The sequence below is a fragment of the Photobacterium sp. DNB22_13_2 genome, assembly GCF_052873915.1.
This window is the reverse complement of record NZ_JBNNXU010000002.1, coordinates 108739-133289: the sequence shown is the minus strand read 5'-3', so window position 1 is coordinate 133289 and position 24551 is coordinate 108739. Positions and strand designations below refer to the sequence as shown.

The window sequence follows — 24551 nt, the reverse complement described above, 5'->3', positions numbered from 1 at the left end:
TTAATTCTCTGAAAACGAAAGAGATTAAGGAGGATGCGTGAAACGATTGATGTTGGCCGTAATCGCAGGGGCGGCCTTACTGGCAGGGTGCGGCGAAGAATTGCAAATAACAGCACAGCCCTTAAAAAACGTTGATAATGTACGTTATCAAGATGGCAACCTTGATGTTTATTGCCTCACGGGGATTTGTCAGTTTGAGCTATCTGCCAACCAAGATGTAGATTTGAACGTTACCATGCATTACAGCGAATCTCGGTCTTTCGAAAAGATTGAGGGAGTTAGTGTGACAGGCCATGGTGGATCAAGCGTGCAGATGCAAGGTGGAAAAAGCTTTCAGTTATCCCTTGAAGCGAATACCCCACCAAGTACCATTCAGGTTGTCGATTACTACAGAAATTAATTCGTTATCGGCTGTGTGATTTTCGTTTATGGCGGTTGGAAGCATTTGGTGCTGGCTTAACTGGTACCGGCTTCTTGCCAGCAACAAGATGTCGGATAGCGAGAATGGGGTGATGGTAAAGCATTTTGGGGCCACTATAGCGCATGATAAGTCGAGAGTGCTCTTTGTAATCGGCTTTGTAGCAGTGAATTGGACATAGTTTGCAGGTCGGTTTTTCCTCGCCATATGGACAGCGATCGAGTTTGGTCAGCGCGTAGACCAAAAAGTCATCACACTCTTCACACAGTGTGTCAGTGCCATGGTGATCTCTGCAGTAAATCTTCACCATTGCCTCGATGGTTTTATACTCAGTTTCTAGGTTTCCCATTAAGACGTTTACGTCTATTTTTTGGTCACTCATGGTTATTTCTCTGGCTTTAAATCAAGGCGGTATCGATAAAGTTATATTTTAAATGTAACTTATTGGCAAGGTGAAAAATATGACATAAGTCGTCATTTTCCTTATAAACGCCCCGAATCATGTTACGAGAACGAAAAAATTACAGGTTTCTGCCAAGAATAGGCCCTCGGTGGGTTGATTTCAGCGAGTATGAGCAGTAGTATCCGCACCTCTTTTTTTGTGGTGGTGTATATGAGCAGATTTGAGTGCCTAGAAAGAATCGTCGAAGAATATCGTAAGAAAGTTCGAGACGCGGAGTTTAATAAACAGAATGACAGTGAAGTCGCTAAAGTGTTGGTTCTGCTTGTTGGAAACTCTATGTTCAACTTGGCAGATGAATTTGCAGATTGGGTAAATCGTGGTGGTGATCGTAGCTACGGCGGTAAGTTTTTTGTCTCTAAGCAACTTATGACGTTGCTTGAGCCTGTAACTTTCCGCGGTGTGACTGTTCGCCGTGACTCGATTAAGCTATTCCGAATTTCATAATTCGCTAGCATGTATCGTTTATTCAATGACTCTCATAAAAGAAAATTGAAGAACAGATTTTTAGCTAGATTTGCCTTTGAAATTTAGCTAACGAAAAAGGGTGCTTCGGCATCCTTTTTTGTATGTATCCACTGGTTGTTTTCTGTTCGTTGTGCTTGTTTCGCACACTCCCTTATGGCGCACTGAAACGCAACAGTAATACCATTACCTCAGTTTGCTACAGAAAGCCCTCCTAAACGCCTTACAGAGCCATATATAGATATTTGTTTGACGTGGCTTGATTCGCTATATCAAGCCAAGTTTGATATAAAGCCAATCAGTCAGTCAAAAGAAAGAGAAAACAATAAATGGATGCAGAATTTTGGCATAGCCGCTGGGCTGAAAATCGAATTGGTTTTCACCTAGATGATACCAACCCGGTACTTGAAAAATACTGGCCAGAAGTAAAACCAACCCGAGAAGATTCGGTGTTGGTCCCTATGTGTGGTAAATCAGTCGACCTGGCATGGTTGGCGGAAAAACACAATAAAGTGGTTGGTATTGAACTGAGTGAAATTGCGGTACGTGCATTCTTTGCCGAGCATCTTTACACCCCATTGGTTATTCCGGTGGGCAATGGCCAGTCAATTTACGAGTTTGATGAAATCACTATTCACTGTGGTGATTACTTCACCGCAAACGTAGACCCGGTCGATATTGTGTACGATCGTGCCGCGCTTATTGCGATGCCGCAGGAAATGCGTCAAAGCTATACTCAAAAGCTGCTTTCTATGGTGAAGTCGGGCGGCCGCATCCTATTAGTGACGCTTGATTACCCTCAGCATGAAATGGATGGCCCTCCATTTTCTGTTGTTAAGGACGAAATTGAAGCCCTGTTTGAAGGTTGCGAGATTCGCCACATAGCCCGTGATGATGCTGATGAGTCGCATCCTCGCCGCAAACGTGGCTTAACACGCTTTGCTGAAGAAGCTTGGTTGATTACCGTCGCGTAAAATACAGCCACTTAATGGCAGTTATGACAGACAAACAAAAAGGAGCCTAGTGGCTCCTTTTTTAGTTGTTTGTTTGGCTTTGTCTAAAAATCAGTACACAACTTTAATGTCGGATGCGGTAGCAAGAGCGTCTTCGATAGCACTCTCGATACAGTCACGGCGAGTGAGTGCGACACCTAAGCGGCGGCGACCATTGATCTCTGGCTTACCAAACAGGCGAACTTGCGTGTTCGGGCGAGCAATTGCTGCCGCGAGGTTATCGAAACGGATATTTTCAGACACACCTTCACCCAATACAACCGCAGAAGCCGATGGGCCATACTGGTGGATGGTGTGAATTGGAAGTCCTAGGAAGGCACGAACGTGCAGGGCAAATTCTGATAGTTCTTGGGAGATCAGCGTTACCATACCGGTATCGTGTGGGCGAGGGGACACTTCATTGAAGATCACAGTATCACCTTTCACGAACAGTTCAACACCGAAGATGCCATAACCGCCTAGTGCGTTTACGACTTTCCCTGCGGCGTGCTCAGCGGCTTTTAGCGCATCTTCTGACATTACCTGCGGCTGCCATGACTCACGGTAGTCACCGTCTTCCTGGCGATGGCCTACGGGGGCGCAGAAATGAGTTCCATCAACAGCTCGTACCGTCAGCAGGGTAATTTCATAATCAAAGTCGATGAAACCTTCAACAATCACTCGGCCAGCGCCAGTACGGCCGCCTTCCTGTGCATAGCTCCACGCATTTTCGATGTCTTCTTGTGACTTAATCACGCTCTGGCCTTTGCCAGAAGAGCTCATTACCGGTTTCACGACACATGGAATGCCTACGTGCTCAACTGCAGCTTGAAAATCATCGTAGTTATCGGCAAAGCGGTAAGGAGAGGTGGTAAGACCCAGTTCTTCTGCTGCTAGGCGACGGATGCCTTCGCGATTCATTGTTAGCTTGGTAGCATTAGCCGTTGGCACTACATTCAGGCCTTCGGCTTCTAGCTCAACCAGCGTATCGGTTGCAATCGCTTCGATTTCTGGCACAACATAATCAGGCTTTTCATCAGCAATGAGTTGCTTTAAGGCTTCACCATCAAGCATGTCAACAACATGGCTGCGATGGGCAACTTGCATCGCCGGTGCATCGGCATAACGGTCAACGGCAATGACTTCCAAGCCAAGGCGTTGGCATTCAATGGCGACTTCCTTGCCTAGCTCGCCAGAGCCAAGAAGAAGTACACGCGTTGCGTTTAAGCGGGTTGCAGATCCTAACATTAGAATTCCTTACTGGAGATGACGTGAAACTAGTGCGGATCATACAGGAATTTCATCCTCACGCAAACGATTGCGCTTGTGTTTAATTACTTTGTAAAGTTTGCGATTTAATTGGATAACTTGTTATTGAGCTTCGTGTTTACTGCTTCATCATGCTGGCTAATCTTTCATCGGTAAGGCGTGTTTTCGATGACAACAAAATCACCGCAATATTCTGTCATGATTGTCAAAGTTATGTCATTAGTTAGTCGTGAGGGTCGAATTTTGCCCGCTTTATCGTTAGATTAGCCGCAGTTTTGTTTAGCAACGACAATGATTACATCATGAAAAAATATCTGTTCGCTATAGGGCTGATGATGGCGGTTCCGTTTTCGGCTCAGGCATCTCAGGCTGTTGGTATCTTCTTTGGTAGCCCTATGTCGGGTATCCAGTATAAGCACAACGATTTGCGTTTCTCATTAGGTATCGACGATTTTGGCCTCGCGTTCGATAAAACCTTTAACCTAGGTTCGCTAACCCAAGACCCTGGCATGAATAACTTGTACACCTTTGTTGGCGCTCAGTACGTAGACAATAAGTACAATAAGCTTGGTGTACGTGGTGGTATTGGCTTCCAAGTTCCAGTGAACAGCTTTGAGTTCTACGGTGAAGTTGGCCCAACACTGTATGTGGTGGAAGATGTCGATCTTGATTTAGAAGGTCAGCTGGGTTTCCGTATTCGTTTCTAAGCGATTTATTGAAGACTCAATAAACAAGGAGCCACGTTATCTAACGGGCTCCTTGTTTTGTTTGTGGGGTCACTCTTCTTCAATTAGCTTTGTTTCTAAATAATATTGTCTTGCGCCATCATGAAGTGGGGCCGTGAGGCCGTCAGCGACCATTTCTTCTTTAATGAGGATGGCAAATGCAGGATGGAGTTTTTTGAAGTTATCGAAGTTGTCGAACACTGACTTCACCACTTCATAGATGATCTGCTTATCCACTGCGGCTGATGACACGAAGGTGGCACCGACCCCAAAGGTTTGCACGTCGTTATCATTACCCCGGTACATCGTCCCCGGTACTGTCGCTTTGCGGTAGAAGCTGTTCTCTTCAACAAGCTTGTCGACCACAGGCCCTGACACATTAACGATGACACTTTCACAGGCAGTTGTCGCCTCCTTGATAGCACCGCTTGGGTGGCCAACGGTGTAGACCATGGCATCGATTTTGTTATCACACAAAGCTCTGGATTGCTCCGATGCTTTGAGCTCCGACACTAAGGCAAAATCCTTCTCGGTCCAGTTATAGGCTTTCATCAATACTTCCATGGTTCCGCGTTGGCCAGAGCCCGGATTACCAATGTTGACCCGTTTGCCTTTAAGATCTTCAAAATTCTTGATACCTGAGTCAGCACGTGCCACCACAGTCAAAGGTTCTGGGTGAATAGAGAACACTGCGCGAAGTGATTTGAAAGGGCCTTTATCTTCAAACTTACCGGTACCGTTGTAAGCGTGATATTGCCAGTCCGATTGGGCGATCCCAAGCTCCAGATCGCCAGCACGGATGCTGTTGATGTTATAGATGGAGCCGCCGGTTGATTCAACCGAGCATCTTACCCCGTGCCTGTTCCTATCTTTATTTACAAGTCGGCAAATTGCACCACCGGTAGGGTAGTAAACACCGTTTACGCCACCGGTACCTACCGTAACGAAAGTCTGAGCTTGTGAAATCGAGGAGAGCGATAGCAGAGCGCCACCGATAAACGAGAGAGCTATAACGCGCCAAGACATTCCGTATACCTCACATGTTGTTGATCATACATGGCGACTCAACCTTTACGTTAACAATAGGTTGGGCAGTTTAGGATGAGTGTAGACGGTGGTGAAGCGCTATTTGTCGTGGGATTAAGACAACCCCCGAGCGTACCGGTATTTCATCTGTATTCTCGAGGGTTGGATTTAATATTATGCTGAATTGCTAGCTTCTTGCCATTGCGGCTTTTTTATTTTCCCACTGGGTGATAAACGCAACAGATGCAATGATAATTGCAGCGCCTAACCACAACCTTCCCGGTGGAACCCAGCCAAATACTACCCAACCGCCAAGCACATTCAGAGGCAGTTTGGCATGGTCAAAAGGTTGGACAAAAGAGGCATCAGCGACGGCATAGGCTTTGGCAATCGCCCATTGGGCCAACGCAGTTAATAACCCCGCACCACCCAGCAGAATCCAAGTTAAACCTGTTTGCGGCAGTGTAAACTCAGGGACGGCAAGGAACAGGTTATACGGAGTGATAAGTATCAGTAGGTATACCACAATGGTGGTTGGTGACTCACTGGATGACATTTTCTTCACCATGAGCGAGTAACAAGCCCAGAAGAATGCAGCTGCCACCGGGAGTAGCGTTGCCCAGCTAAAACCTTCTGCCCAAGGTTCTAGGATGATCATTGCACCGCAGAAACCAGCAATTGTCGCGACCCAACGTGCAGTGCCGACATTTTCTTTCAGAAATATACCCGCGCCAATCGTAGCGAACAGCGGTGAGGTCATAAGTAGCGCGATACCCTGCCAGATTGGCACCGGATAGGCCAGCGCCCAAAGCCACAGTTGAATACCGATTACCGCTAGCAATACGCGAAAACAGTGTTGGCCAAAATGTTGAGTGCGCAGTGCATTGCGAATACCCAAGGTTCTTAACCAAGGGAAAATAGCAATTAAGGCAATGAAGTACTGGAATAGGGCAACAGTGGTTGATGGAAGATGTAAAACCATACTGAGGTACTGTGCCAAGCTGTTGACTATAGCAAAAGCCAAGCCGGCAGTGACCATCCAGCTAGCCCCTTGAACCGGGTTGTGTTGATGAGACATGTAATTAATATTTATTGGGTTTATATCTGGAAAATCATACTCCTACACATGGTAAGAGAAAACCGCTTTCTGTTCGCTAAGCGACAACAGATACAAAAAAACCGCCAATTGGCGGTTTTTTATCTTCATTGTGCTTACGCAGCAACATAAGACAATGGAATATCAGGGTTTAGTGCTTCCAGTGTAGTCTGTGTATCAGAGAGGTGGCTGATTGTGCTGTCTGCTTTTTCAACCAATGCCGCTTCTTCAATGTCAGCAAGCGGGTAACCTGCCATGTTCATGTTAACCAATGCCACCTGTAACGGAGGAAGGCTAGGGTTGAAGGCAGCATTCTCGGCGTACATACCAATGAATGTTTTACCGTCTTTTGCTTTCAGTGCCACACCGCTGAAGTTTTTGGTGTAAGGCGCATGCGCACGGTTAGCTGCTTGGCAAGCTTGCTGAATGAGGGCTTCTGATGCTTCAGTTTCCATACCATTATCAACTTTAGTCAGTAGCGCATCAGTTACATTTAGGTCGGCTGGACCAAAAGATTCAGGTAAGTACTCTTGCAGTGACTTTGCAGCACGCTCTGGCAATTGAACAACCAATTCGTTCGCTGTTGTTAGCTCGTTCATGAACTGGCGACAGTGGCCACAAGGGCTGTAATTAATGGTAATATCAGAAATGCCGGTTTCGCCTTTCACCCAAGCATGGCTGATGGCGGATTGTTCTGCGTGAATCGTTTGAGAAAGGCAAGCACCGACAAATTCCATGTTGGCACCGAAATAAAGCGTGCCAGATTGACCACGGACGATTGCGCCAACATAGAAATTCGAGATAGGTGCAACAGAATAAGCAGCGGCAAGCGGAAGTAATGCAACACGCAATTCACTGTCAGTCATGTTGGTTTTCGACATTAACTGAGCAAACACCTCAGGGTTTAAGGTGGCATCGAAATTCTCAGCTTCTAGCACAGGTTTAATTGCAGAAGCCAGATCAGCGGGTAGAGCGCCTAAAGCATCCATTACTTTAGTGTGCATGAGTTTTCACTCCGTCTTGTGTATGGAGAAACATTGTAGGCTTGGTAACTATATAATTGAGTGATCTCGATCACACTTAACAATCAACCGTTGCATCATTTGCAGTAATGCGAGTCGGGTCACACAGGTTATAAATAAATTATAGAAGATAATCAATTATTTAGTTTTGTATTCGATTACTAGCACATCTTAGCGAAATACTGCCATGATGAGTGGAAACAATAGCGGGGCCAAAATCGATGTGATCACCCCACAAATTACCAAGGCCAAGGAGCTGAATGCGCCTTCCTGATAATTTTCTTCTGCCGCTTTTGCTGTGCCCAATGCGTGGGAGACCGTGCCCATGGTTAGCCCCTTGGCGATTGGCGCTTTGACACCGATCAGGCGGAATAAGGGATAACCCAATACCGCACCAAATAACCCAGCAATAATAACCATAATAGCGGCAACTGAAGGGAGTCCGCCAACTTGTTCTGCCACGGCCATCGCGATAGGGGTCGTCACTGACTTAGGGAGAATTGATGCCGTAAGTTGTGCATCAGCCCCTAGCATCAGTGCGATGCCCGCACCGGTGATCATCGATAACAAACTACCGATTAGACAGACAGAGAAAATCACCTTCCATTTTTTGCGGATCTGACTGAGTTGCTCATAAAGAGGAAAAGCCAATGCAACCACTGCGGGTTCAAGCAAAGCATTAAGCCATTTGTTCTGCTCGAAATAGGTTTCATAAGGAATTTCAAGCCATATTAACAACGGGATGATCACCAGCAAGCAAATGAGAAGCGGATTAACAATAGGATGCTGGATATGCTTGGAAATATAACGGGCCGTGTAGAACACAACCAAGGTAGTCAGCAGCCAGATCATTGTTTTTCCTTATAATGTGTTGCCAAACCTATGGTGACGAAGACCACCACACTACTACCAATAGTGCTCAATAGGATGATAAGGGCGTTATTGGTAAGAAGGTCGAGGTAGTTCATTAGCCCTATGCCAACAGGGACAAACAATAAAGCCATATGGCGAATAAGAAGGTGACAGCCTTGCATTGCCCAGTGGGCAGGAATAAGCCCCATAGAAAGAATGGTGAACAATATCAGCATGCCGATGATGCTACCGGGGATGGCTAAACCGGTAAGGTGTTGAATGCCTTTGCCTAACAATAGACAGACAAAAATAATAAAGAAAGATCGTAGATATGCCATGAGCTCATCAGAGGTGGTAGAAGAAACTCATTTATCATACAAAATAAATGTGATCTAAGCCACACTTAGTTGTCATGACTTTAATGCTTCAAAAAGAGTTAATTCTTCATAAATAATCGAGGAATGACGCGGTAATGATACCCGCTGCGATTAATGCCAGTATGGCGACAGATATTTTATGCACCGTACTGGTTTTGACTATCTCTTCGGTGGCAGAGCTAAATTCGTCCTCTTCATTGTCTGGGCTCGGAGGGGGAGCTTGGTCTTGATCTTCCGCTTTTTCTGGTTCGTGGGGCAGTCGACAGGTTTTCTCAGGCAATGGCACCCTAAAACCATAATGGGGGACCACTTCGATCGGGATAGCCATTTTTTCCTGCAGGATGAGCTTTGCCGCTAAAGGTTTGAGTACATTATTAAGATCGTAGTGTTGACCGGTGCCGTCTTCATAAGGATCAAGTTGGCTGAAGGTTTTATTGTGTAATTGCTCATGGCTGATCACTTCACCGGCACAATAGCAAAGTGCCTCGAGTAACCGAGACTCATGCAACGTGAGCGGTGTTTCTGTTTTGTCTCGCCAAACCAGCAAGTGTACGTCTGGCTCAAAGTCGACATCTGGGAACCGAAAACAGCGTGTTAAAGATTGTGTTGTCATATCAATCACTACAATTCGCCCTTCGAATCCATGAATGACAATTTAAAATCCTTCACTATTTAGTGTTGGTGCTCATGCCCAGTTGCGCAATCTCACAACAAAGAATCATAGATGATAAAAAGCCCCTTGTCTGGATGAGCGCAAGGGGCTGTAAATTTATGTTTCTATATCAGTAAGTTATCTGTTCAATAAAGCACCGATGAACTGTCGTAATTTATACAAGTGTTTGTACGTAATCGTAGACAGCTTTTAAGATCTTCATCTTCTTCTCGTTCGACTGGTGCTCCATGGCAACCGCTTCGAGGTTTTCCATGTAACTTGGCAGGTTTTCTTCAAAGAAGTCCTGACAGTGGTGCTTCCACTGTTGTTGCTCTTGGAAATCCAGCGTCATTGGGTAGTTACGGGCACGGTAGCGGAACAGCAGCGGCTTGATACGCTTATCACTAACATTCAATTCCAGCTTGCCGAGCTCGGCTTCTGGCGTTTTCTGGATGATATCAATGGTCGAGCGATCGGCGTTAGAGAAGAAGCCGTCATAAAGCATGGCATCGACATTGTCTTTTTTCTCAAACTCACGCTCTACGCTATAAATCGCCAGCAGTTTCTCACGGACTTCCGGATGCGCTTTCAACGTCGCTAGGTTTTTCAGACAAGCTTCACGGTCGATACCAATGCGAGCTGCATCTTCAGCGCGGAGGGTTTTCGCCGGAGCAAGTACCGGACACTTATTAAGATGAATAAGTTTAAGTGGTACTGGTTGTTCGTCAGGGCCAAGGTCTGCTCGTTTGGTGTACAGACGCTCACGCAACTCATCGGCAGAGAGCTCGAGTAGCGGGGTAGGATCCATTGCCAGATTCACCGTTATAACCGCGTTTTTGTTATCAGGGTGCCATGCCATCGGTACAATCCAGCTGGTATTGCCACACTCGACACCGAACATACCTGACACATGCATCAGCGGTGTCATTTCGACGATATCAATCAGCTCTTGAAGCTTACGCTTGTTACGTAGCTTAAAGAAGTAATCAAACAGCTTAGGCTGATTTTGCTTGATGATTTTTGCTAGTTCAATGGTCGCGTATACATCTGCCATCGCATCGTGCGCATTGGCGTGTTCGATACCGTTGGCAACAGATAGGTTTTCAAGCTTGAAGCTTGGTTGATCATCTTCGTTGGTTGGCCAGTTTAACCCTTCCGGGCGCAATGCATAACAGGTACGCATGATGTCCAGCAGATCCCAACGCGAGTTACCGTTCTGCCAGCTCCAAGCATATGGGTCATAGAAATTGCGATAAAGGGTATAGCGAGTAACTTCGTCATCAAAGCGTACATTGTTATAGCCAATCACACAGGTATTAGGCTTCGACAGCTCATTGTGAATTTGGGCAATAAACTCAGGCTCTGACAAGCCTTTCTCATGCGCTTCCTGTGGCGTAATCCCCGTGATAAGACAGGCTTCAGGCGAAGGCAGGTAGTCGACGGGTGGCTTACAGTAGATCACCAGCGGTTCACCGATGATGTTCATGTCCATGTCGGTGCGAACACCAGCAAACTGGCATGGGCGATCCATTGCCGGGTTGGCACCGAAGGTTTCATAATCCAGCCAAAACAGGGTTGGCTGATTTGTATCATTCATAGTAGTTTCCAGAAGCCATCGCATTGGTATTAAGTGTTTGTTCTTACAATGGCTTTTAAATGCTATACTGTACACTTATACAGTAGTTGATTCCGGCGCTTTTACGTTTGGGATTTGCATTTACGTCCAAATCCGTGTCCAAACATTTGCGCTGTGTGTCCAAAACTAGTTCTAAACCAAGCAACCAAATCATGGATTTTACAAGGATTTAGTATGACCATTTTAGACCGGCAACTGAAACTGATCTCAAAACAAGAATCTTACGATGGCCCATCAGAAATCAGTGATGGGGAAGGGCTGATAGCCCGCGTATCTCCCACCGCAAAAATTACCTTTCAGTATCGTTGTCGGTTCAATGGAAAAAGCCTCAGAATAAAGATAGGTAAGTATCCCGCAACTAGCCTCAAAGAGGCAAGGCGGAAACATAAAATCATGATGGAATTGAGAGAATCTGGTCGAAATCCCGAAATTGCCAACGGGGTTGGAGGTAGTGGTGAACAAGATTTCGTCACTTTAGATGACTGCATAAACTACTGGCTGAAACACTATGTCCCCACCTTGAAGAAGGGTACCCAAGAGCTATACCGATCCTTTGCAAGAAATTACTATCTTGGCACCTTCCCAGACAGAAACGTCGAAACCATACCTGCCAGAGAATGGATGCAATGGCTGGATGATATCGGCGCTGAAAAGCCCAAAACTGCCAACTCTCTTTTCACCACACTGCGCGCCTGCCTGAATTTCTGTAAAAGTAAATTCATCATTGATAGAACCGACCTCGACCGAATCAAAAAACAAAACGTCGGTATGCGGCCAGAGAACGGAAGCCGTGTGCCTACCTGGTCCGAACTAGGGCAAATCTGGCTCGCCATAGAGCGTAGTCGTGCCAGTACCGCCAATAAAACCCTTCATCAACTTACTATGCTATGGGGCAACCGCCTCTCAGAGCTCCGCCTAGCGCGTAGATCCCACTTCGACATGAAAGCCGGCATTTGGACTGTCCCCAAAGAGCTGAGCAAAACCAACAAGCCTATCCGCCGACCAATCCCCACCAAAGCACGAGCCATACTAGAACGCGTCATGGCAACCTACGATGACGTGCTATTCCCAGGGCAAGACCTCAACACCCCAATTACCATTTCAGCCGCAAACCGTTATATACGCCGCATACGCGCAAGTCTGCCGCTAGAAGAGTGGCGGACCCATGATTTCAGGCGTTCGTTGTCTACAGGTGCCTCAGAACTTGGTGTAATGCCACACGTAGTAGAGAAGATGTTAGGCCATGAGCTGGGTGGGGTACTGGCTGTATACAACAAGCATGATTGGTTAGATGAGCAGTTGGAGGGATATGAGCTGTATGCGAAGAAATTGTTTGATTACCTAGACAGTAATGACGGTTAATACTTTTCATAATGTCGTTCACGTGGTTTGATGGTTCTATTTCGATAAACGTGAGAGAAGCGAAGTTGATTCGTATATTCGCCGAAACAGGAAGATATACGAATCGATTTCGTAGAATAAAATGTTATACCTTGTCTAAAAATTACATATCGGTGGAGTAATAATTGATTAAAAGCTTATATAGATTCTTTCCTTACAATGCGCATGACTTAGATGCTCTAGCTAATAACTATTTGTGGTTTAGCTCATATTCTGACTTCAATGATCCTTTTGAAGACTTGTTTGTTCAAAATGCCTTGCAAGCAGATTTAGGAGAATATGATCAGTCAAAAGTAATTGCCATGTATAAAGCTTTACATAAGGGAGATATGCCGTCAGAACAGGTTAACCAAGCCCTAACTGAACTTATTGTAAAGAATGAATTGCGTGAACATTACGAACAGCACATGAAAAACGCTGTAGCAATGACCCAAAAGGAACTTAGTGCTCACATCAACGATACAAAAGCATGCTGTCTTGTCTCAGATAACATCGATGAAAATGAACTTGCTCTAGAGAACAAACTAATGTGGTCACATTATGGGAACGGGATGCGAGGCTTCTGTGTTGAGTACGATTATTCTGAATTAGTGCATAGCTTATCGGTTGCATCAGAACAGAACGTCGGCTTGTGCCCTATGGAATACCAAGTGCTACAGAAAAACAGTTTTATAGACTTGTTCATTGGAACAGCAGAACGCGATGGAAGCTCTAAGAATCTAGGGGCACTGGTAGCTACCAAATCTTTAGAGTGGGCATATGAGAATGAGTTTAGGCTTATCCTAAAAAGCACAGGTAATGTAAATTATTTTAATCCAGCAGCAATTAAGTCGATTACTTATGGAGAAAAAATGCCAGAAAGTAAGCTTGTTACTTTGTTGTCTGTTCTAAAGGGGAATGTTGGGATTGAGTGTGACGTGTATAAAGCGTATATCGATGTCGAGTCATTTCAAATAAAAAGGAAGCACCATTCAAGAACGGTATAACAAAGCATTTAATAGTGATTCGCAACGCTTGGCAGTTTCGCTTCGCTCAAGTATAGCCAAGCGCCGCTCACACCTTAATGCGGCGTTATGAAACACATTGAAATTCGGAGTATAAAGGTAAGTTAATGAATCACGAGAATTATGTAGTTGCGACTAATCTGCGTAATAGTTTGGCGGAGATACTGGTCTACTTACAAAATGAAGAGTTGAATTTTCATAATGATGAAATTCGTTTGAGAATAAAACTAGCCTTTGTTGATATGTTCAATGTTAAGGACGCAATGCAAAAGCACCAGTGGAGTGTCTATAACCGGGATGACGCTATTGGTACCGAACTATTTAAACAGTTCAATTCCAACTTCAGAAAGGATATTGAGGGCATTAGAAATAGCTTTTCTGGACATTTTGATCCTGACTTTCTTCACGAGGTAGCAGCAGAAAATCCAGTGTATTTTCAAGAGGGGGTTGACCCACGAAGTCAGCAAGTAGGCGTATTTATTTTAATGCTTACTAAATGTATTAATAAGCGTAAAGGAAAGTTGAATGACTTGTTTGGTGGCAAGTGCGTTTTGATGATGCTTAAGGAAGGGCAGGAGAGACTTAGAGACTACATCATCGTGATGGTGCAAGAATCTATAAAAGTATGTGACCACGTTATTGAGCAAAGCTCACCTCATGTTAACTTACCAACACTAGAAAAAATCTGGGTAAACCTGTTGAATGACATGACCGGAAGAGCAGCGGAAAGTGTTTCATAACAAACGCTTCAAGACGGGCTCGTAAACGTGTGCCATTTTGCTTCGCTACAATTATGGAACACGCTCACTCGCCACTTAAGCGGGCGTTAAAACTCTACACGTCGATATTAGTTTCGTTGCGTATGACTAAGAGGGGATGTAAACTTATTGACGCTGGTAATAGGAGGATTTATGAATAGAAGGAGCAAAACAAGGTTAGTTTCATCGATCGCTATTTTCATAAGTGGATATACACCTTTATTTTTGATAATGATCATCAAGGATATTAAAAGTTTTTTTTGGTATGAAAAAATACTTGACACACCTATTTTATTCGTTAGCAAAATAAAATTCCCATACTGGATAAATTTTAGCAATAAAGATGTTGTGTTTACTTTAATTGGGTTGTCAGTGGTAAGTCTTATCTTACTCAGATATGTGTTAAAAAATATCACAAAAGATCCTTTTGATATCACTATCAATTCAGCGAAATGTCGCTCAAGCGAAGTGGTTAATTATACTATTCCATACATGATATCTTTCGTTGCTTTCGATTTAAGTAAATGGCAAGACATATTTTCTCTTGTTTTGTTTCTTAGTGTTCTTTGTTTGTTATCAATTAGAAGTCAAAGTGTTTTCATTAACCCGATATTGGCTGCAATGGGGTATGGATTATATGATTGTAGTTATAAAGAAGGTGACGAAAATAAAGAGTGCGTAATGCTATCAACAAAAGATCTTTTAGCTAATACTGAAGAGAAATTTGTTAAATTAAATAATTATATGGGAATAATCTCAAAGTAAGGACTGTTGGATGCAAGACAAATTACAAACCCTTGAAAATATAAAGCAGCTAGATTTTGATGCGATTGCAAGCCGATTATGGGTAATAAAGAAAAGTAGTAGATCTGGTGTCAATAGTTATAAAGCACTGTCTGCATCAATTGATGGATTGAATGATGACTTGGTTGGAGCGTTAAAGAAGTTCTTTTGTGGAATTCAAGACTCTGTGGAACCAATTCGAAATTTAGCTGCATACTCTGCGCTTACAGTTGATACAGATGAAGATCGAGCGTTAGTTCATACTATTGATGCTACAGATTTCTCAGCGATAATAACAAAGGTTCGTCAAGGTGCTGATAATGAACCTGTTGAAAACATCCAAGAGTTCAGTAATGCGTGGGCACTAGTTGTTGAGTTTACGCAAGAAAATAATAAGCTTTTTGCCTTTTCTAAAGTAAAAGGTGGCTGGAATTTAAAACGAACATCATCAGCTCATAATTGGATTTTTAGTGATGGTGATTTTAAAAAAATAGAAGTTGAAAAGGTCTTTACATTTAGAGACTATTTTGACTTTGTTGCCTATGGTGATGATGTCTTTATTCGAGATAAAGCAAACTATGAATTAGGTCTTAACATCCGTGAAGGATTGGAGGCGAAAAGAGATGTCCTCGTTGACGCTTTAGCTGAGCAAGGAATCATTACATCTGTTGACGACTTAAAAGTTGCTATTGGCACCAATAAAATTTTACTTAGACGACTCGTTGCAGTGGAAGAAACTAGATATTATGAAGATCAACAATTTATCGAAGAAATGAAAGAAATCGTTGGTCAGCATGGTTGGGATTTAACAGTTGATGGTGACGGTAAATTTATAATAGATGAAAACAATATTGACTTATTTTTAAAGTTAATTAATGATAAAAGGTTTATCTCTCTAATTAAAAAGCAAATGGTTGACGCTGATACTGTTGAAGTCGTCCCCCAAGAAGCTGAGGAATAACGAGCTTTATCAAAGCCATCAAGGAGATGCGTTACACTCGGCGGTTTTGGTATGGAGTTCGGTGCGCTTTGTGAGTTCATCATGGCGTACCTTATTGCAGACGTTATGTGCAAGTTGTATAAATTGGAGAGTTTATGAAAATCGATATTGAATATATAAAGAATTTTCTAGAATTGGTTTTAGAAAATAATCATCCTGATTTCAAACTTAATCAAGATAGCTTTAAAGGCTTTATATCTACAGATGATGAGTTACATAAACTCGTTTTTCATTTGGAAATTCTTGAAGATCAAGGTTTATTGAAAAACTCGAGTAATAATCTACAAGGTATCGGATTTTCGCGTTCTGGGTGTGGATCATTTTCGGTTAGCATAATCCCTTTGAGGTTAACTGCTCAAGGTCATCAATTTGCCTCTGATCTAGTGAAGCCTGGCGTAATAGAAACATTAAAAACTTCTTTTAAAGATGCGGGGCCTTCAGAGACAGTGAAAGCTGTTTTTAGCTTAGGCAAAAAGGCATTAGAAAAGAAATTAGCAGAATTAATTGAATAAATACACATAGCAAGGCGTTATATAAAAAGAGGCTCCTGAGAGACTATGAGAAAATATGATCGAGATAGTGCGTTTGGATTTGAGGTAAAAGATCCTGACAATCCTGATATTCAAGATGCGATTATTGAGACACTAGTTATTGGGGAGTCTTTGTATCTGCTAAAGGCTAATAGCATTTTTAGAATGCTAACTGCAGACTCAATCGATCCTCATCGAACTGAATTAGAAACGAAACACTCTTACGAGAAAATCTTCGATTTTGGCTGTGCTTCTGAATACGTAGCCCGTGTATTGATGCAAGCGGCAAAACTTGCACCATACATCTCTAATGCAGATATGGACAAAGATCAGGTTTTATCTCACATTTGGGGTATGAATCGACTACTTTTGAACTGTCGAAAAGTAGTCGTAGAGCTTGAAGACCTCTATCAAGACTTAATTCCTAAATGTAATAAGATTATTTTGGTGAACCAAAACAATGACTTTATGCCAGCCTTACCAAAGATACCGGAATTGGAGTCTAGAGTACGAGTTTTTCTTACTAATGCTAAGTTAGTGCTAATAGATACTTTTAAGTTTTTATCTTTGTTTTATTCAATTCCTATAACTGATAGAAACGAATCACATTTTAACAAGCACCTCGAATTTTTGAGTGACCGACTAGGTACAAATAACGAAATAGTTAAATTACTTTCTCAAGATATGGATTGGATTCGTTTGCTCTCAGAGTGTCGTAATGCGATTGAACACTCAGGAACAGGGCAAAGCATAGAAATAGAAAACTTTGGTATTAAACCTGGGAATCGGTTTTGTTCTCCTGCTTGGACTTATGATCTAACCAAAAAGCTAGAGATAAAGAATGGTCCACATGATTTATTAAATGATTTGGATGTTCTGTGTTCTAATATGATGCATTTGATTGAAGATATTTTGGTTTTGGTAACCGTAGAGAACCTTGAAAGTCATCCTATCCTTGAGTTATACAAGCTAAATGAAACAAGTATTAAGCCAGAGTGTCCACTTCGGTATGATGTAACTATAAAATCCAAGTTAGTGAACCAGTAGAGTTTTCATATAACAGGCTCGAAGCCGCTTAAGCAATAAGAAATGCACTAGTATCATGGCTCTAGTGCATTTCATTACACTTATTAGTTCATCAATGTTGAAGAATGAGTTAAGCGACTTTCCATACTTATACTAATTGATGCTTTGCTAATGTTTGGATTTCCTAAGCTCATTTCTGTCCAAACTCTCTTATTACGATCTCTAAATCAAAAGCGGCCTTCCAGCCGCTTCAAACATCACCTCCCACAGCCCCCAATATTCTCCTTCCATTCTTCAACCGCTGACCGCAACCATCGTAATGGCATTAACGTAACTGGATCTGGGAATCCACGGTTTTGTCGCCATTTGTAGATGGTGGCTTTGCTGCTTATGTGGAACATGGCCAATACTTCCTTGTGGCTGATCAGTTGTGGTGATGACTGCTCATCTAAGGTTGTTATTGTTTTTGATTTTTCGGGTGATTGCTCATCGTTTTTATCAGATTTTAATGGTGACGCTGTCACTTTAATGTCTGATTTAACTCGATATGTGACATCAACAGTGGGGTAGTTAGTGAAATTGTGCATTTTTAGGCTCCTTATCTGCCTCGAACCAGGTGATCCCGCCGTCAGTTTCTAGTTCTCCGGTTGCGCCGCAGTCTAAACAGGTTAATTTGTCACCATCGTAGATCCATTCATCGTTACCTTGTTCGGTGGTAACTTCAATTTTGTTGCTGTCGCACTTGGCGCAGTTAAGCCATGAAAGTCGCATCGTTTTACTCATCTTTTATTCCTCTTGCTGGTGGCCAATAGGTAACCGATGTAAAACACAACACATCCGGTGGAGTAGATGAGTGGGGCTAAATATTCCATCATGAAACCTCCGTTGATTTTGCTAGTAGCAGCGGTTCGAAAAGTCGGACTCTGTTGGTGGTGTGCCAACAACGGGCATCACCTTTGAACAGTCCACCTTGTTTTAACTTGGCGCAGCCTTCGGGTAATGACTCGCCACAATATTTACAGGTGCCGAGCTTTTCTTTGATCACCGGAATCTCGGCGTGAATGCGGTGAATCAATAACTGCAATGCTTCAGCTTGTTTGCATGGTGTACCTGGTTGCGAGAAGAAGCGGCAAATCTCGTTGAGCTGTTCCACTTCCTTTTGTTCCAAGGGCAGGGGAAAGTTAGTCACCCCATTACTCTTTTGGTTGTCGCGAAAACGTTGGGCGCGCCGGCGTCCTTGTTCGCGAAGGCGATCTTCTTTATTCATGCTGCCGCCTTTTTCTTTTTACTACTGCGAGTGGCGGTTTTCTTACTCGGCTTAATAAGATGACGCGCCTTAGTTAAACAGCTGTCGAAGACTTTGCCTTTACTGAAAGTGGCGGTAGTACGGTAGAAGCGTAATGCTTCATTAATTCCGCGATCAATTTCTGATGGGGGATAACCCTCAGCTTCAAGTTGTTTATCTATATGCTTAACAATAAATGCCTCAATACTGTTCTTCACTGGTTCTCTCATTGCACGATTTCCTTATGTGAATATTGATAATCAGATTGTGGTCTTGCAGGGTGGTCAGCCCTGCGTTATTCTAAAGTTGAGCCTCGATGAGGACTCATTGCACGAGATACCCCGATTCGGATTGGTCCCTGAGTCGGGGTTTTCTTTTAGTAATCAAAAACATCAATGCTCTCGCCGTAGATATTTTGCAGGCCAGAGATTTTGGTTTGTCGGCAGTAGAGTTTGTAGAAGTAACCCGCTAAACCCATTGCGTGAGTGGCGCCGGTAATACTTCCGCTGATTCGTTTATCATCTTCGTTGATATAACCGATGTGGTATTGGCAGTCTTTTTCGCCATGGTTGTAGAAGGTGACTTTTATTGATTGCCAATCATATTCGGGGTGCTTGATAGTCATATAAATAGCGGTGTCATTTTCATCCCACTCAATATTTATTTCACCACCATTCTCTTGGGCCGACTCTCCCCAACAGCTTCTAATTTCATCCAGTATTTTGTGTGCATCCAGTTCTTCAGGTACCGGGCTAAGCTCAGCTTTGAGTAATTCATCCAGCAGGGTAGCGGCATGTTTATCTAATGCCTGGCCGTATTTTTCCTGCACTAGTTGGGCTACGAAGTGGTTGTACTCAGGAAATGAAACGTGGTCGAGTGATGTACCGATAGACGTTTCAATTGTCTCGGTAAGCGATTTACCAAAGTCGCTATACCTGCGAAGGGTTGCATTGACGGTATCTTGCATCAGCTTTTCTAGCTGATCTTCGATCATTTTCTCGATGGATCCGTCATCGATCATGCGGGCAAGCTTGGTTGTGACGATTTGATTGAGTTCTTTCATGGTCATTCCTTATGTACCTAAAAGGTAAATCAAGTGATTTACCTGAAAGATACATCATGAATATGTACCTGTAAAGTACATATTTCAACCATGAAGTTTTTGTGAATATTGTCAATAATTCAGGATTTAGAATGAATGGGAATATTCTTGGGAGCTGAAAACAAAAAGCAGACACATATTAATGTCTGCTTTTCTTTAGAAAATTGACTGTAGCTGAAGGGTTAAGAAGGGACAAAACCACCAAAAACCACAACACCAATGATGGTGCAATTGCCATTAATTTTAATGTATTGCTCTGGCCAGTTTTTGTTAAGTGGCTTTAAAAAACGTTGGTTGTCTTCAACAACGAGTTGTTTAAAAGTAGCTTCATTACTGTCATCAAGACGCGCAATGACATGGCTTTTATTCTGAGGTTCTACTGAAGGATCAACCCAAATTAAATAGCCATCCTGATAAGTAGGTAGCATGCTGTCGCCGCTGACCTTAAGAACGAAGGTTTGGTTACTACAAGTCACTGGGCAAGGGTACTTGGGCGCATCAGAGATGCTTTTCTCGGTAATTTCCGACCAAGAACCAGCTTGAACCTTATTCAGCAAAGGGTAGGTAGAAACTTTGTTTCTCTCGGATCGTCCAAATGTTTGAAGATATGAACTGTCGTCTGGCACCTTTGATAGCGTGATTTTATCTACGCTAAGATCAATTCCATCATCAAAGCTATTATCCATTAATTCAGTATGAACAGTGTCTAACCAGCCTTCAGGCAATTGAAGTGCTTGCTCAATATGACGAGCCATTCTTGAGCCAATAGACTTCGTTGGGTTTTTACCTACAAGCCGACTTACTTGCGTTGCTGACCTATCAATAGCGTTAGCAAATTCTGCAAGCGTATCAAATTTATCTGTAAGCAATCTTGCGTTGTATAAACGCAAATCTTCGATCTTCTTCATAGAAACAGCATATAACTAGGTACTGTTTTGGTACACGCCCTTGACGGTACATATAAAGTATTGTTACATGTACCAAGGAGGTACATTGTGTATTCGATCTATTGGCAATCTATGACAGCAAAAGATAAACGAGCCTTGGCCAAATCGGTAGGCACAACAACAAGCTATTTGCGCCACATCATGCACGGGAGGAAGAAAGCAGGTTTTAACCTAGCTACTCAATTACATATCGCTACTAAGGGTGCATTAGATAAGAGCGTTTTGCGACCCGATATATACCCATCAGATACGTGACTTTTTCATCATATCAAGATCTGAAGGGAAGAGGTGATTACAAACAATCAACCAACGTAAGGAAACAACAATGGTAAGTCTAAAAAGCGTTATGCGTAACGCGATAGAAAGTTGGCGGTGTGAAGTCACCAAGGAGTTCATCGCCAATAAAGTCGCTCGCAATTATTACAAGCTGAATCTGCATCATGAACCGGATGCCCCCAGAAAGCGGATCCTGAAAGTTCCAGGTGCCGATGACGCCAACAACTCGCAGAACTTCTGGCGTTACAACGAACGGGTTTCTGCCGAGGCCAAAGCTAACATCATGGATCTGCTTCCGGCCATCTTGCTCGCCATGCCTAAGCAACGGGCTTGCGATGCGCTCAATACCTTCCTTAATCCACTGGGCTTTTCGGTGGCATCAATAGGGGAGAGTGACTGCACGTCTGGCCGCGATCGCTTGCTGGCTCATTTCAACAAAGAATCATCAGAAGCACTGACCACGCTACTGATGCTGCCCGAGAATGCCTCACTGGACCAACTCCGCACTGCTTACAAAGAAGTGCAGGAGAGTGAGGGTTCTCATAAACCGCTACTGGGATACCTAGAGAACTTGATGGCTAACAAAGCCGCGTAAGGATTTCGTGCAATGAGTCTTTATCTAATTCTTAATCAGGGCCATTCGGTATGGATGGCCAGTAACGGCAGGCGCAAGTTTGAAGTCTCACCTGTTGAAGCCCATTGGATTTTCCAACAGATGAGAGCAGGTCTGGCGTTATGAGTATCAAAGTAATGACGGCGGTATGGGACGCCGATAACCTCAAAGGCAACGCGAAGCTCATCATGCTTTGCCTTGCTGATTTTGCCAACGACGAAGGCTATTGCTGGCCGAGTTTAGAGCGGTTGGCGAAGAAGTGTGGGGTATCCCGCTCTACGGTAAAAGCGCAGATCAAAAGTCTGTGCGAGATGCGGATTATCACCAAAGAGTGTCGGGTGAAACCCGCTAAAGAAGGGGCTAAAAACAACGACACCAACATGTATTGGATTGATGTCCGTCAGCTGCAAAACAGCGATTCTACCCCAGTCGAAAATCAACCTAGGTCGAAATCTGACCTAGGGCAGATTTCGGCAAAGGGTGGGCCGGAGGCTGACCCCAAACCATCATTAGATCCATCAGATCTTAAAGATCCCCCTATAGTCCCCCAAGCAAGCGATCTTGAAAAACCAACAGGCAAAATACGCAAGCCATCTAAAACCTTGCTGCCTGCTCATTTCCACGTATCGGATGAGATGGCGCAGTGGTATGCCCAGCAGAACTTCTCGCTGGATGTACACGACGCCACCAACCAATGGGCCGACGCCATGATTGCCAGAGGTTCGAAGTACACCGACTGGATTGCCGCCTGGCGCAACGGCATGCGCAATGCCAACAAGTGGGCAAGTGAGCGCCAGAGCAAGCAGGACTCAAACGTTCTGCGCATGGGGGCTAGTAATGGCAACTACGGACCACCGGAGGGTTATTGATGAACATCATGAATCGATTGGCCAAAGCGATGCCAAAACACGTCCAGCCATACACCGCCGAGCAGATGGCCGAAATCCACGAGCGTGAAGCGGAAGCCTACCGCCAGAAGGTGAATCAAGAAAACCGTCAGGTATTGGCTGCTAAAGCGATTGGCCGCTCTGGCATCAAGAAGCGCCATCAGGGTTGTAAGTTTGAAAACTACTTCACCCATTGCTCAGGCCAACGTACGGCGTTTGCCGAAGCGCGTGGCTTGTTGGATGACTACATCAATCATCGTCCGGGTGGTTTTATCTTCGCGGGAACGTCGGGTACGGGTAAGAATCACTTGGCCTGTGCTATCGCCAATGGGCTGTTGCAGCTGCGCCGTTCTGTAGTGGTGATCACCGTGGCGGAGTTGATGTTGAAGATCCGCGACTCTTACCGCAAGGAATCTGAAATCAGCGAGACAGAAATCATCCGCTACCTGAGCGGGGTTGATTTGCTGGTACTCGATGAGCTGGGCATTCAGCACAACAGCAACAACGAACGGGTGATGCTTAACCGCATTATCGATGAGCGATACACGCAGGAACGACCAACCGGCATCATCACCAACTTGCAGAGTGATGAGCTAGTGAAAACCCTCGGGCGCGCTGCGGTCGATCGCATTATGGAAGACGGCAAGTGGGTGACGTTCAACTGGAGCAGTTACCGGATCAAGAAAGGGAGCAACGCAGCATGAAATATCAAACACTCGAACAGATTCAATCTGAACTGAAATCAAAGGCGTTTTGTTCTGCTGTACGCCACCTAATGCATCACCGTAAGTTGAAGCAGGATCAGGCCTTAAAGCTGATAGCCGATCACTGCTGGGTATCCGTCACCACAGTGAAGAAATGGCAAACCAGCGGCATACCCGGGAACCAAGTTGATGCGATGTTAGAACTGCTCAACACCCGATCACCGTGGGCACGACATCAGCTCGCACCGCGTAAGCGCGAAGCCGAAATCTGGATGCGGGTGAATACGTATGGAATTGCGAGGGCGGCGTGATGGCGATTTTGATTAAGAGCACGACTGCCCAAAGTGATAAGAATCGGTGGGGTACACAGTGGCCATGTTATTGGGATGCCCAAGCTTTGTATGGTCGTGCGTTTGCGTTGGATGTGGCCGCCGAACCGGAGACAACAAAGTGTGCCGAGTTCTATGTTTCACCGGAATGGTTTGAGCGTAGCCGCGGGCAAGGTGCTTTCAGGTTGAACCCGAACGCTACGGTTCGTGGCTTTGATGCTTTGCAATGCGACTGGGCATCGCATTGGTGGTGTAACCCGCCGTTTGATAAGAAACCTGAGTTTCTTAGTAAGGCGTTGGAGCAAGCCAAGAAAGGCCATTCGGGCATGATGCTGTTGCCGTATGAGCCGTTAACCGGTTGGTGGCTGGAGTATGTCGAGGGCAAAGCCGCCGCCATTTATGAGCCTGATGGCCGTTACAACTTTGTTGAACCTGATGGCGTCACCAAGAAGACAGGCGTTAACTTCGGGAGTGTGTTTGTGCTGTTTACACCGGGGTATTTTCCTGTCACGCAGCGGATCCGTTTTAAACGTGGTATTGCGGACGAGCTAACAATCAACTTTCGTGAAAAAGTGGAGAGTGCCGCATGAACACAAAACTAACTTTTGATCAGCAAGTGGAAGACTTGAAAGCACAGAAGCGACTCACCCTAAGTGCCGATACCCAATTTAATCGAGTCGTGTCTTCTGCGCTGGGCTTGGAATGGTCAACGCTGAGGGATTTAGAGCAGCGGATCCAAACTAAGTTTGATGCCTTTGATACCCAACCAGCGATCAGCGCCCGATTGCGAGAGGTGAAGCCAAGCAACACTGGCTTGGTTAAGCAGCGGATGTGCAAGCACGTTAATGGCAAATTGGTTTACTACTACCGCTTGGTTCCGGCCAGCATGGTAACAACGCTCGAAGAGGCGGCATAA

The 24551-nt window shown here is 44.3% G+C and carries 33 protein-coding genes; 18 read left to right on the top strand and 15 right to left on the bottom strand.

Annotation, left to right across the window (positions count from 1 at the left end):
* Window positions 1-37 precede the first annotated feature (37 nt).
* Window positions 38-400: a spore gernimation protein gene (locus tag ACVA58_RS03805; protein WP_446509122.1), complete on the top strand. Its 363-nt coding sequence runs from the start codon at window positions 38-40 to the stop codon at window positions 398-400.
* A 4-nt stretch (window positions 401-404) separates the two neighbouring features.
* Here ACVA58_RS03805 and ACVA58_RS03800 read toward each other — a convergent pair whose 3' ends face one another.
* Window positions 405-800: a nitrous oxide-stimulated promoter family protein gene (locus ACVA58_RS03800; RefSeq protein WP_446509121.1), complete on the bottom strand. Its 396-nt coding sequence runs from the start codon at window positions 798-800 to the stop codon at window positions 405-407.
* Window positions 801-1031: 231 nt separating this feature from the next.
* Between ACVA58_RS03800 and ACVA58_RS03795 the strand changes: the two genes are divergently transcribed.
* The gene (locus tag ACVA58_RS03795; RefSeq protein ID WP_107348508.1) at window positions 1032-1325 is read left to right on the top strand and encodes a hypothetical protein; all 294 of its coding nucleotides are present in this window, start codon (window positions 1032-1034) and stop codon (window positions 1323-1325) included.
* A 347-nt stretch (window positions 1326-1672) separates the two neighbouring features.
* Entirely contained in the window at window positions 1673-2317 is a 645-nt protein-coding gene (locus tag ACVA58_RS03790; protein WP_446509120.1) for a thiopurine S-methyltransferase, read from the top strand.
* Between the two features lie 90 nt (window positions 2318-2407).
* On the opposite strand, the gene purT is transcribed toward ACVA58_RS03790, so the two are convergent.
* Window positions 2408-3583, bottom strand: coding sequence for a formate-dependent phosphoribosylglycinamide formyltransferase (purT, locus tag ACVA58_RS03785; RefSeq protein ID WP_446509119.1), 1176 nt, complete (start codon window positions 3581-3583; stop codon window positions 2408-2410).
* A gap of 323 nt (window positions 3584-3906) precedes the next feature.
* Between purT and ACVA58_RS03780 the strand changes: the two genes are divergently transcribed.
* Window positions 3907-4311 carry a hypothetical protein gene (locus tag ACVA58_RS03780; RefSeq protein ID WP_446509118.1) on the top strand — a complete coding sequence of 135 codons (405 nt, stop codon included), beginning with the start codon at window positions 3907-3909 and terminating at the stop codon, window positions 4309-4311.
* A gap of 69 nt (window positions 4312-4380) precedes the next feature.
* Here ACVA58_RS03780 and ACVA58_RS03775 read toward each other — a convergent pair whose 3' ends face one another.
* From ACVA58_RS03775 to sbcB, 7 genes are all read right to left on the bottom strand, one after another.
* Complete coding sequence (locus ACVA58_RS03775) at window positions 4381-5355, bottom strand: TAXI family TRAP transporter solute-binding subunit (protein ID WP_446509117.1); 975 nt, start codon at window positions 5353-5355, stop codon at window positions 4381-4383.
* A gap of 187 nt (window positions 5356-5542) precedes the next feature.
* Complete coding sequence (locus ACVA58_RS03770; RefSeq protein WP_446509116.1) at window positions 5543-6433, bottom strand: DMT family transporter; 891 nt, start codon at window positions 6431-6433, stop codon at window positions 5543-5545.
* 134 nt (window positions 6434-6567) lie between these two features.
* The gene (gene cdd / locus ACVA58_RS03765) at window positions 6568-7455 is read right to left on the bottom strand and encodes a cytidine deaminase (RefSeq protein WP_446509115.1); all 888 of its coding nucleotides are present in this window, start codon (window positions 7453-7455) and stop codon (window positions 6568-6570) included.
* 189 nt (window positions 7456-7644) lie between these two features.
* Window positions 7645-8325, bottom strand: coding sequence for a CidB/LrgB family autolysis modulator (locus tag ACVA58_RS03760; RefSeq protein ID WP_446509114.1), 681 nt, complete (start codon window positions 8323-8325; stop codon window positions 7645-7647).
* A complete protein-coding gene (locus ACVA58_RS03755) occupies window positions 8322-8663 on the bottom strand; it encodes a CidA/LrgA family protein (protein ID WP_446509113.1) in 342 nt (113 codons plus the stop codon). Before ACVA58_RS03755 ends, ACVA58_RS03760 begins: the two co-directional genes overlap by 4 nt.
* A 106-nt stretch (window positions 8664-8769) precedes the next feature.
* Window positions 8770-9315, bottom strand: coding sequence for a winged helix-turn-helix domain-containing protein (locus ACVA58_RS03750; protein ID WP_446509112.1), 546 nt, complete (start codon window positions 9313-9315; stop codon window positions 8770-8772).
* Between the two features lie 214 nt (window positions 9316-9529).
* Window positions 9530-10951, bottom strand: a complete 1422-nt coding sequence (sbcB, locus tag ACVA58_RS03745) for an exodeoxyribonuclease I (RefSeq protein ID WP_446509111.1) — start codon at window positions 10949-10951, stop codon at window positions 9530-9532.
* 213 nt (window positions 10952-11164) lie between these two features.
* Between sbcB and ACVA58_RS03740 the strand changes: the two genes are divergently transcribed.
* The 7 genes from ACVA58_RS03740 (at window position 11165) to ACVA58_RS03710 (ending at window position 17513) form a co-directional block, all read left to right on the top strand.
* Window positions 11165-12352, top strand: coding sequence for a tyrosine-type recombinase/integrase (locus tag ACVA58_RS03740; RefSeq protein WP_446509110.1), 1188 nt, complete (start codon window positions 11165-11167; stop codon window positions 12350-12352).
* 164 nt (window positions 12353-12516) lie between these two features.
* The gene (locus ACVA58_RS03735; RefSeq protein ID WP_446509109.1) at window positions 12517-13377 is read left to right on the top strand and encodes a DUF2971 domain-containing protein; all 861 of its coding nucleotides are present in this window, start codon (window positions 12517-12519) and stop codon (window positions 13375-13377) included.
* 125 nt (window positions 13378-13502) lie between these two features.
* On the top strand, window positions 13503-14135 hold the full coding sequence (locus ACVA58_RS03730; RefSeq protein WP_446509108.1) for a hypothetical protein: 633 nt from the start codon (window positions 13503-13505) through the stop codon (window positions 14133-14135).
* A 171-nt stretch (window positions 14136-14306) separates the two neighbouring features.
* On the top strand, window positions 14307-14918 hold the full coding sequence (locus tag ACVA58_RS03725; RefSeq protein WP_446509107.1) for a hypothetical protein: 612 nt from the start codon (window positions 14307-14309) through the stop codon (window positions 14916-14918).
* Window positions 14919-14928: 10 nt separating this feature from the next.
* Window positions 14929-15897, top strand: coding sequence for a Kiwa anti-phage protein KwaB-like domain-containing protein (locus ACVA58_RS03720; RefSeq protein WP_446509106.1), 969 nt, complete (start codon window positions 14929-14931; stop codon window positions 15895-15897).
* A gap of 134 nt (window positions 15898-16031) precedes the next feature.
* Entirely contained in the window at window positions 16032-16448 is a 417-nt protein-coding gene (locus ACVA58_RS03715; RefSeq protein ID WP_446509105.1) for a hypothetical protein, read from the top strand.
* Window positions 16449-16493: 45 nt separating this feature from the next.
* Window positions 16494-17513 (top strand): hypothetical protein, encoded by a 1020-nt coding sequence (locus tag ACVA58_RS03710; RefSeq protein ID WP_446509104.1) that lies wholly within the window; start codon window positions 16494-16496, stop codon window positions 17511-17513.
* A gap of 236 nt (window positions 17514-17749) precedes the next feature.
* Here the strand turns inward: ACVA58_RS03710 and ACVA58_RS03705 are convergent, their stop codons facing one another.
* The 6 genes from ACVA58_RS03705 to ACVA58_RS03680 form a co-directional block, all read right to left on the bottom strand.
* Window positions 17750-18079 carry a helix-turn-helix transcriptional regulator gene (locus ACVA58_RS03705; RefSeq protein WP_446509103.1) on the bottom strand — a complete coding sequence of 110 codons (330 nt, stop codon included), beginning with the start codon at window positions 18077-18079 and terminating at the stop codon, window positions 17750-17752.
* Window positions 18063-18275, bottom strand: a complete 213-nt coding sequence (locus tag ACVA58_RS03700; protein WP_446509102.1) for a hypothetical protein — start codon at window positions 18273-18275, stop codon at window positions 18063-18065. The genes ACVA58_RS03705 and ACVA58_RS03700 overlap by 17 nt, the downstream gene beginning before the upstream one ends.
* A gap of 88 nt (window positions 18276-18363) precedes the next feature.
* Window positions 18364-18759, bottom strand: coding sequence for a hypothetical protein (locus ACVA58_RS03695; RefSeq protein ID WP_446509101.1), 396 nt, complete (start codon window positions 18757-18759; stop codon window positions 18364-18366).
* Window positions 18756-19007 carry a hypothetical protein gene (locus tag ACVA58_RS03690; protein WP_446509100.1) on the bottom strand — a complete coding sequence of 84 codons (252 nt, stop codon included), beginning with the start codon at window positions 19005-19007 and terminating at the stop codon, window positions 18756-18758. Before ACVA58_RS03690 ends, ACVA58_RS03695 begins: the two co-directional genes overlap by 4 nt.
* Before the next feature lie 146 nt (window positions 19008-19153).
* On the bottom strand, window positions 19154-19840 hold the full coding sequence (locus ACVA58_RS03685) for a hypothetical protein (protein ID WP_446509099.1): 687 nt from the start codon (window positions 19838-19840) through the stop codon (window positions 19154-19156).
* A 221-nt stretch (window positions 19841-20061) separates the two neighbouring features.
* Window positions 20062-20787 (bottom strand): S24 family peptidase, encoded by a 726-nt coding sequence (locus tag ACVA58_RS03680; RefSeq protein WP_446509098.1) that lies wholly within the window; start codon window positions 20785-20787, stop codon window positions 20062-20064.
* Window positions 20788-21151: 364 nt separating this feature from the next.
* Between ACVA58_RS03680 and ACVA58_RS03675 the strand changes: the two genes are divergently transcribed.
* From ACVA58_RS03675 to ACVA58_RS03645, 7 genes are read left to right on the top strand one after another with little or no spacing between them, the layout of a single operon-like run.
* Window positions 21152-21697 (top strand): hypothetical protein, encoded by a 546-nt coding sequence (locus tag ACVA58_RS03675; protein ID WP_446509097.1) that lies wholly within the window; start codon window positions 21152-21154, stop codon window positions 21695-21697.
* A gap of 12 nt (window positions 21698-21709) precedes the next feature.
* Window positions 21710-21841, top strand: a complete 132-nt coding sequence (locus ACVA58_RS03670) for a hypothetical protein (protein ID WP_275451424.1) — start codon at window positions 21710-21712, stop codon at window positions 21839-21841.
* On the top strand, window positions 21838-22584 hold the full coding sequence (locus ACVA58_RS03665; protein WP_446509096.1) for a helix-turn-helix domain-containing protein: 747 nt from the start codon (window positions 21838-21840) through the stop codon (window positions 22582-22584). Before ACVA58_RS03670 ends, ACVA58_RS03665 begins: the two co-directional genes overlap by 4 nt.
* A complete protein-coding gene (locus ACVA58_RS03660; RefSeq protein ID WP_446509095.1) occupies window positions 22584-23306 on the top strand; it encodes an ATP-binding protein in 723 nt (240 codons plus the stop codon). Before ACVA58_RS03665 ends, ACVA58_RS03660 begins: the two co-directional genes overlap by 1 nt.
* On the top strand, window positions 23249-23617 hold the full coding sequence (locus tag ACVA58_RS03655; RefSeq protein WP_446509094.1) for a hypothetical protein: 369 nt from the start codon (window positions 23249-23251) through the stop codon (window positions 23615-23617). Before ACVA58_RS03660 ends, ACVA58_RS03655 begins: the two co-directional genes overlap by 58 nt.
* Window positions 23617-24225 (top strand): DNA N-6-adenine-methyltransferase, encoded by a 609-nt coding sequence (locus ACVA58_RS03650; protein WP_446509093.1) that lies wholly within the window; start codon window positions 23617-23619, stop codon window positions 24223-24225. Before ACVA58_RS03655 ends, ACVA58_RS03650 begins: the two co-directional genes overlap by 1 nt.
* Window positions 24222-24551, top strand: a complete 330-nt coding sequence (locus ACVA58_RS03645) for a hypothetical protein (RefSeq protein ID WP_446509092.1) — start codon at window positions 24222-24224, stop codon at window positions 24549-24551. The genes ACVA58_RS03650 and ACVA58_RS03645 overlap by 4 nt, the downstream gene beginning before the upstream one ends.

Coding starts and splice junctions, on each gene's coding strand:
- ACVA58_RS03800 (WP_446509121.1), bottom strand. CDS start 800: ATGAGTGACCAAAAAATAGACGTAAACGTCTTAATGGGAAACCTAGAA.
- ACVA58_RS03795 (WP_107348508.1), top strand. CDS start 1,032: ATGAGCAGATTTGAGTGCCTAGAAAGAATCGTCGAAGAATATCGTAAG.
- ACVA58_RS03790 (WP_446509120.1), top strand. CDS start 1,673: ATGGATGCAGAATTTTGGCATAGCCGCTGGGCTGAAAATCGAATTGGT.
- purT (WP_446509119.1), bottom strand. CDS start 3,583: ATGTTAGGATCTGCAACCCGCTTAAACGCAACGCGTGTACTTCTTCTT.
- ACVA58_RS03780 (WP_446509118.1), top strand. CDS start 3,907: ATGAAAAAATATCTGTTCGCTATAGGGCTGATGATGGCGGTTCCGTTT.
- ACVA58_RS03775 (WP_446509117.1), bottom strand. CDS start 5,355: ATGTCTTGGCGCGTTATAGCTCTCTCGTTTATCGGTGGCGCTCTGCTA.
- ACVA58_RS03770 (WP_446509116.1), bottom strand. CDS start 6,433: ATGTCTCATCAACACAACCCGGTTCAAGGGGCTAGCTGGATGGTCACT.
- cdd (WP_446509115.1), bottom strand. CDS start 7,455: ATGCACACTAAAGTAATGGATGCTTTAGGCGCTCTACCCGCTGATCTG.
- ACVA58_RS03760 (WP_446509114.1), bottom strand. CDS start 8,325: ATGATCTGGCTGCTGACTACCTTGGTTGTGTTCTACACGGCCCGTTAT.
- ACVA58_RS03755 (WP_446509113.1), bottom strand. CDS start 8,663: ATGGCATATCTACGATCTTTCTTTATTATTTTTGTCTGTCTATTGTTA.
- ACVA58_RS03750 (WP_446509112.1), bottom strand. CDS start 9,315: ATGACAACACAATCTTTAACACGCTGTTTTCGGTTCCCAGATGTCGAC.
- sbcB (WP_446509111.1), bottom strand. CDS start 10,951: ATGAATGATACAAATCAGCCAACCCTGTTTTGGCTGGATTATGAAACC.
- ACVA58_RS03740 (WP_446509110.1), top strand. CDS start 11,165: ATGACCATTTTAGACCGGCAACTGAAACTGATCTCAAAACAAGAATCT.
- ACVA58_RS03730 (WP_446509108.1), top strand. CDS start 13,503: ATGAATCACGAGAATTATGTAGTTGCGACTAATCTGCGTAATAGTTTG.
- ACVA58_RS03725 (WP_446509107.1), top strand. CDS start 14,307: ATGAATAGAAGGAGCAAAACAAGGTTAGTTTCATCGATCGCTATTTTC.
- ACVA58_RS03720 (WP_446509106.1), top strand. CDS start 14,929: ATGCAAGACAAATTACAAACCCTTGAAAATATAAAGCAGCTAGATTTT.
- ACVA58_RS03715 (WP_446509105.1), top strand. CDS start 16,032: ATGAAAATCGATATTGAATATATAAAGAATTTTCTAGAATTGGTTTTA.
- ACVA58_RS03710 (WP_446509104.1), top strand. CDS start 16,494: ATGAGAAAATATGATCGAGATAGTGCGTTTGGATTTGAGGTAAAAGAT.
- ACVA58_RS03705 (WP_446509103.1), bottom strand. CDS start 18,079: ATGCACAATTTCACTAACTACCCCACTGTTGATGTCACATATCGAGTT.
- ACVA58_RS03700 (WP_446509102.1), bottom strand. CDS start 18,275: ATGAGTAAAACGATGCGACTTTCATGGCTTAACTGCGCCAAGTGCGAC.
- ACVA58_RS03695 (WP_446509101.1), bottom strand. CDS start 18,759: ATGAATAAAGAAGATCGCCTTCGCGAACAAGGACGCCGGCGCGCCCAA.
- ACVA58_RS03690 (WP_446509100.1), bottom strand. CDS start 19,007: ATGAGAGAACCAGTGAAGAACAGTATTGAGGCATTTATTGTTAAGCAT.
- ACVA58_RS03685 (WP_446509099.1), bottom strand. CDS start 19,840: ATGAAAGAACTCAATCAAATCGTCACAACCAAGCTTGCCCGCATGATC.
- ACVA58_RS03680 (WP_446509098.1), bottom strand. CDS start 20,787: ATGAAGAAGATCGAAGATTTGCGTTTATACAACGCAAGATTGCTTACA.
- ACVA58_RS03675 (WP_446509097.1), top strand. CDS start 21,152: ATGGTAAGTCTAAAAAGCGTTATGCGTAACGCGATAGAAAGTTGGCGG.
- ACVA58_RS03670 (WP_275451424.1), top strand. CDS start 21,710: ATGAGTCTTTATCTAATTCTTAATCAGGGCCATTCGGTATGGATGGCC.
- ACVA58_RS03665 (WP_446509096.1), top strand. CDS start 21,838: ATGAGTATCAAAGTAATGACGGCGGTATGGGACGCCGATAACCTCAAA.
- ACVA58_RS03660 (WP_446509095.1), top strand. CDS start 22,584: ATGAACATCATGAATCGATTGGCCAAAGCGATGCCAAAACACGTCCAG.
- ACVA58_RS03650 (WP_446509093.1), top strand. CDS start 23,617: ATGGCGATTTTGATTAAGAGCACGACTGCCCAAAGTGATAAGAATCGG.
- ACVA58_RS03645 (WP_446509092.1), top strand. CDS start 24,222: ATGAACACAAAACTAACTTTTGATCAGCAAGTGGAAGACTTGAAAGCA.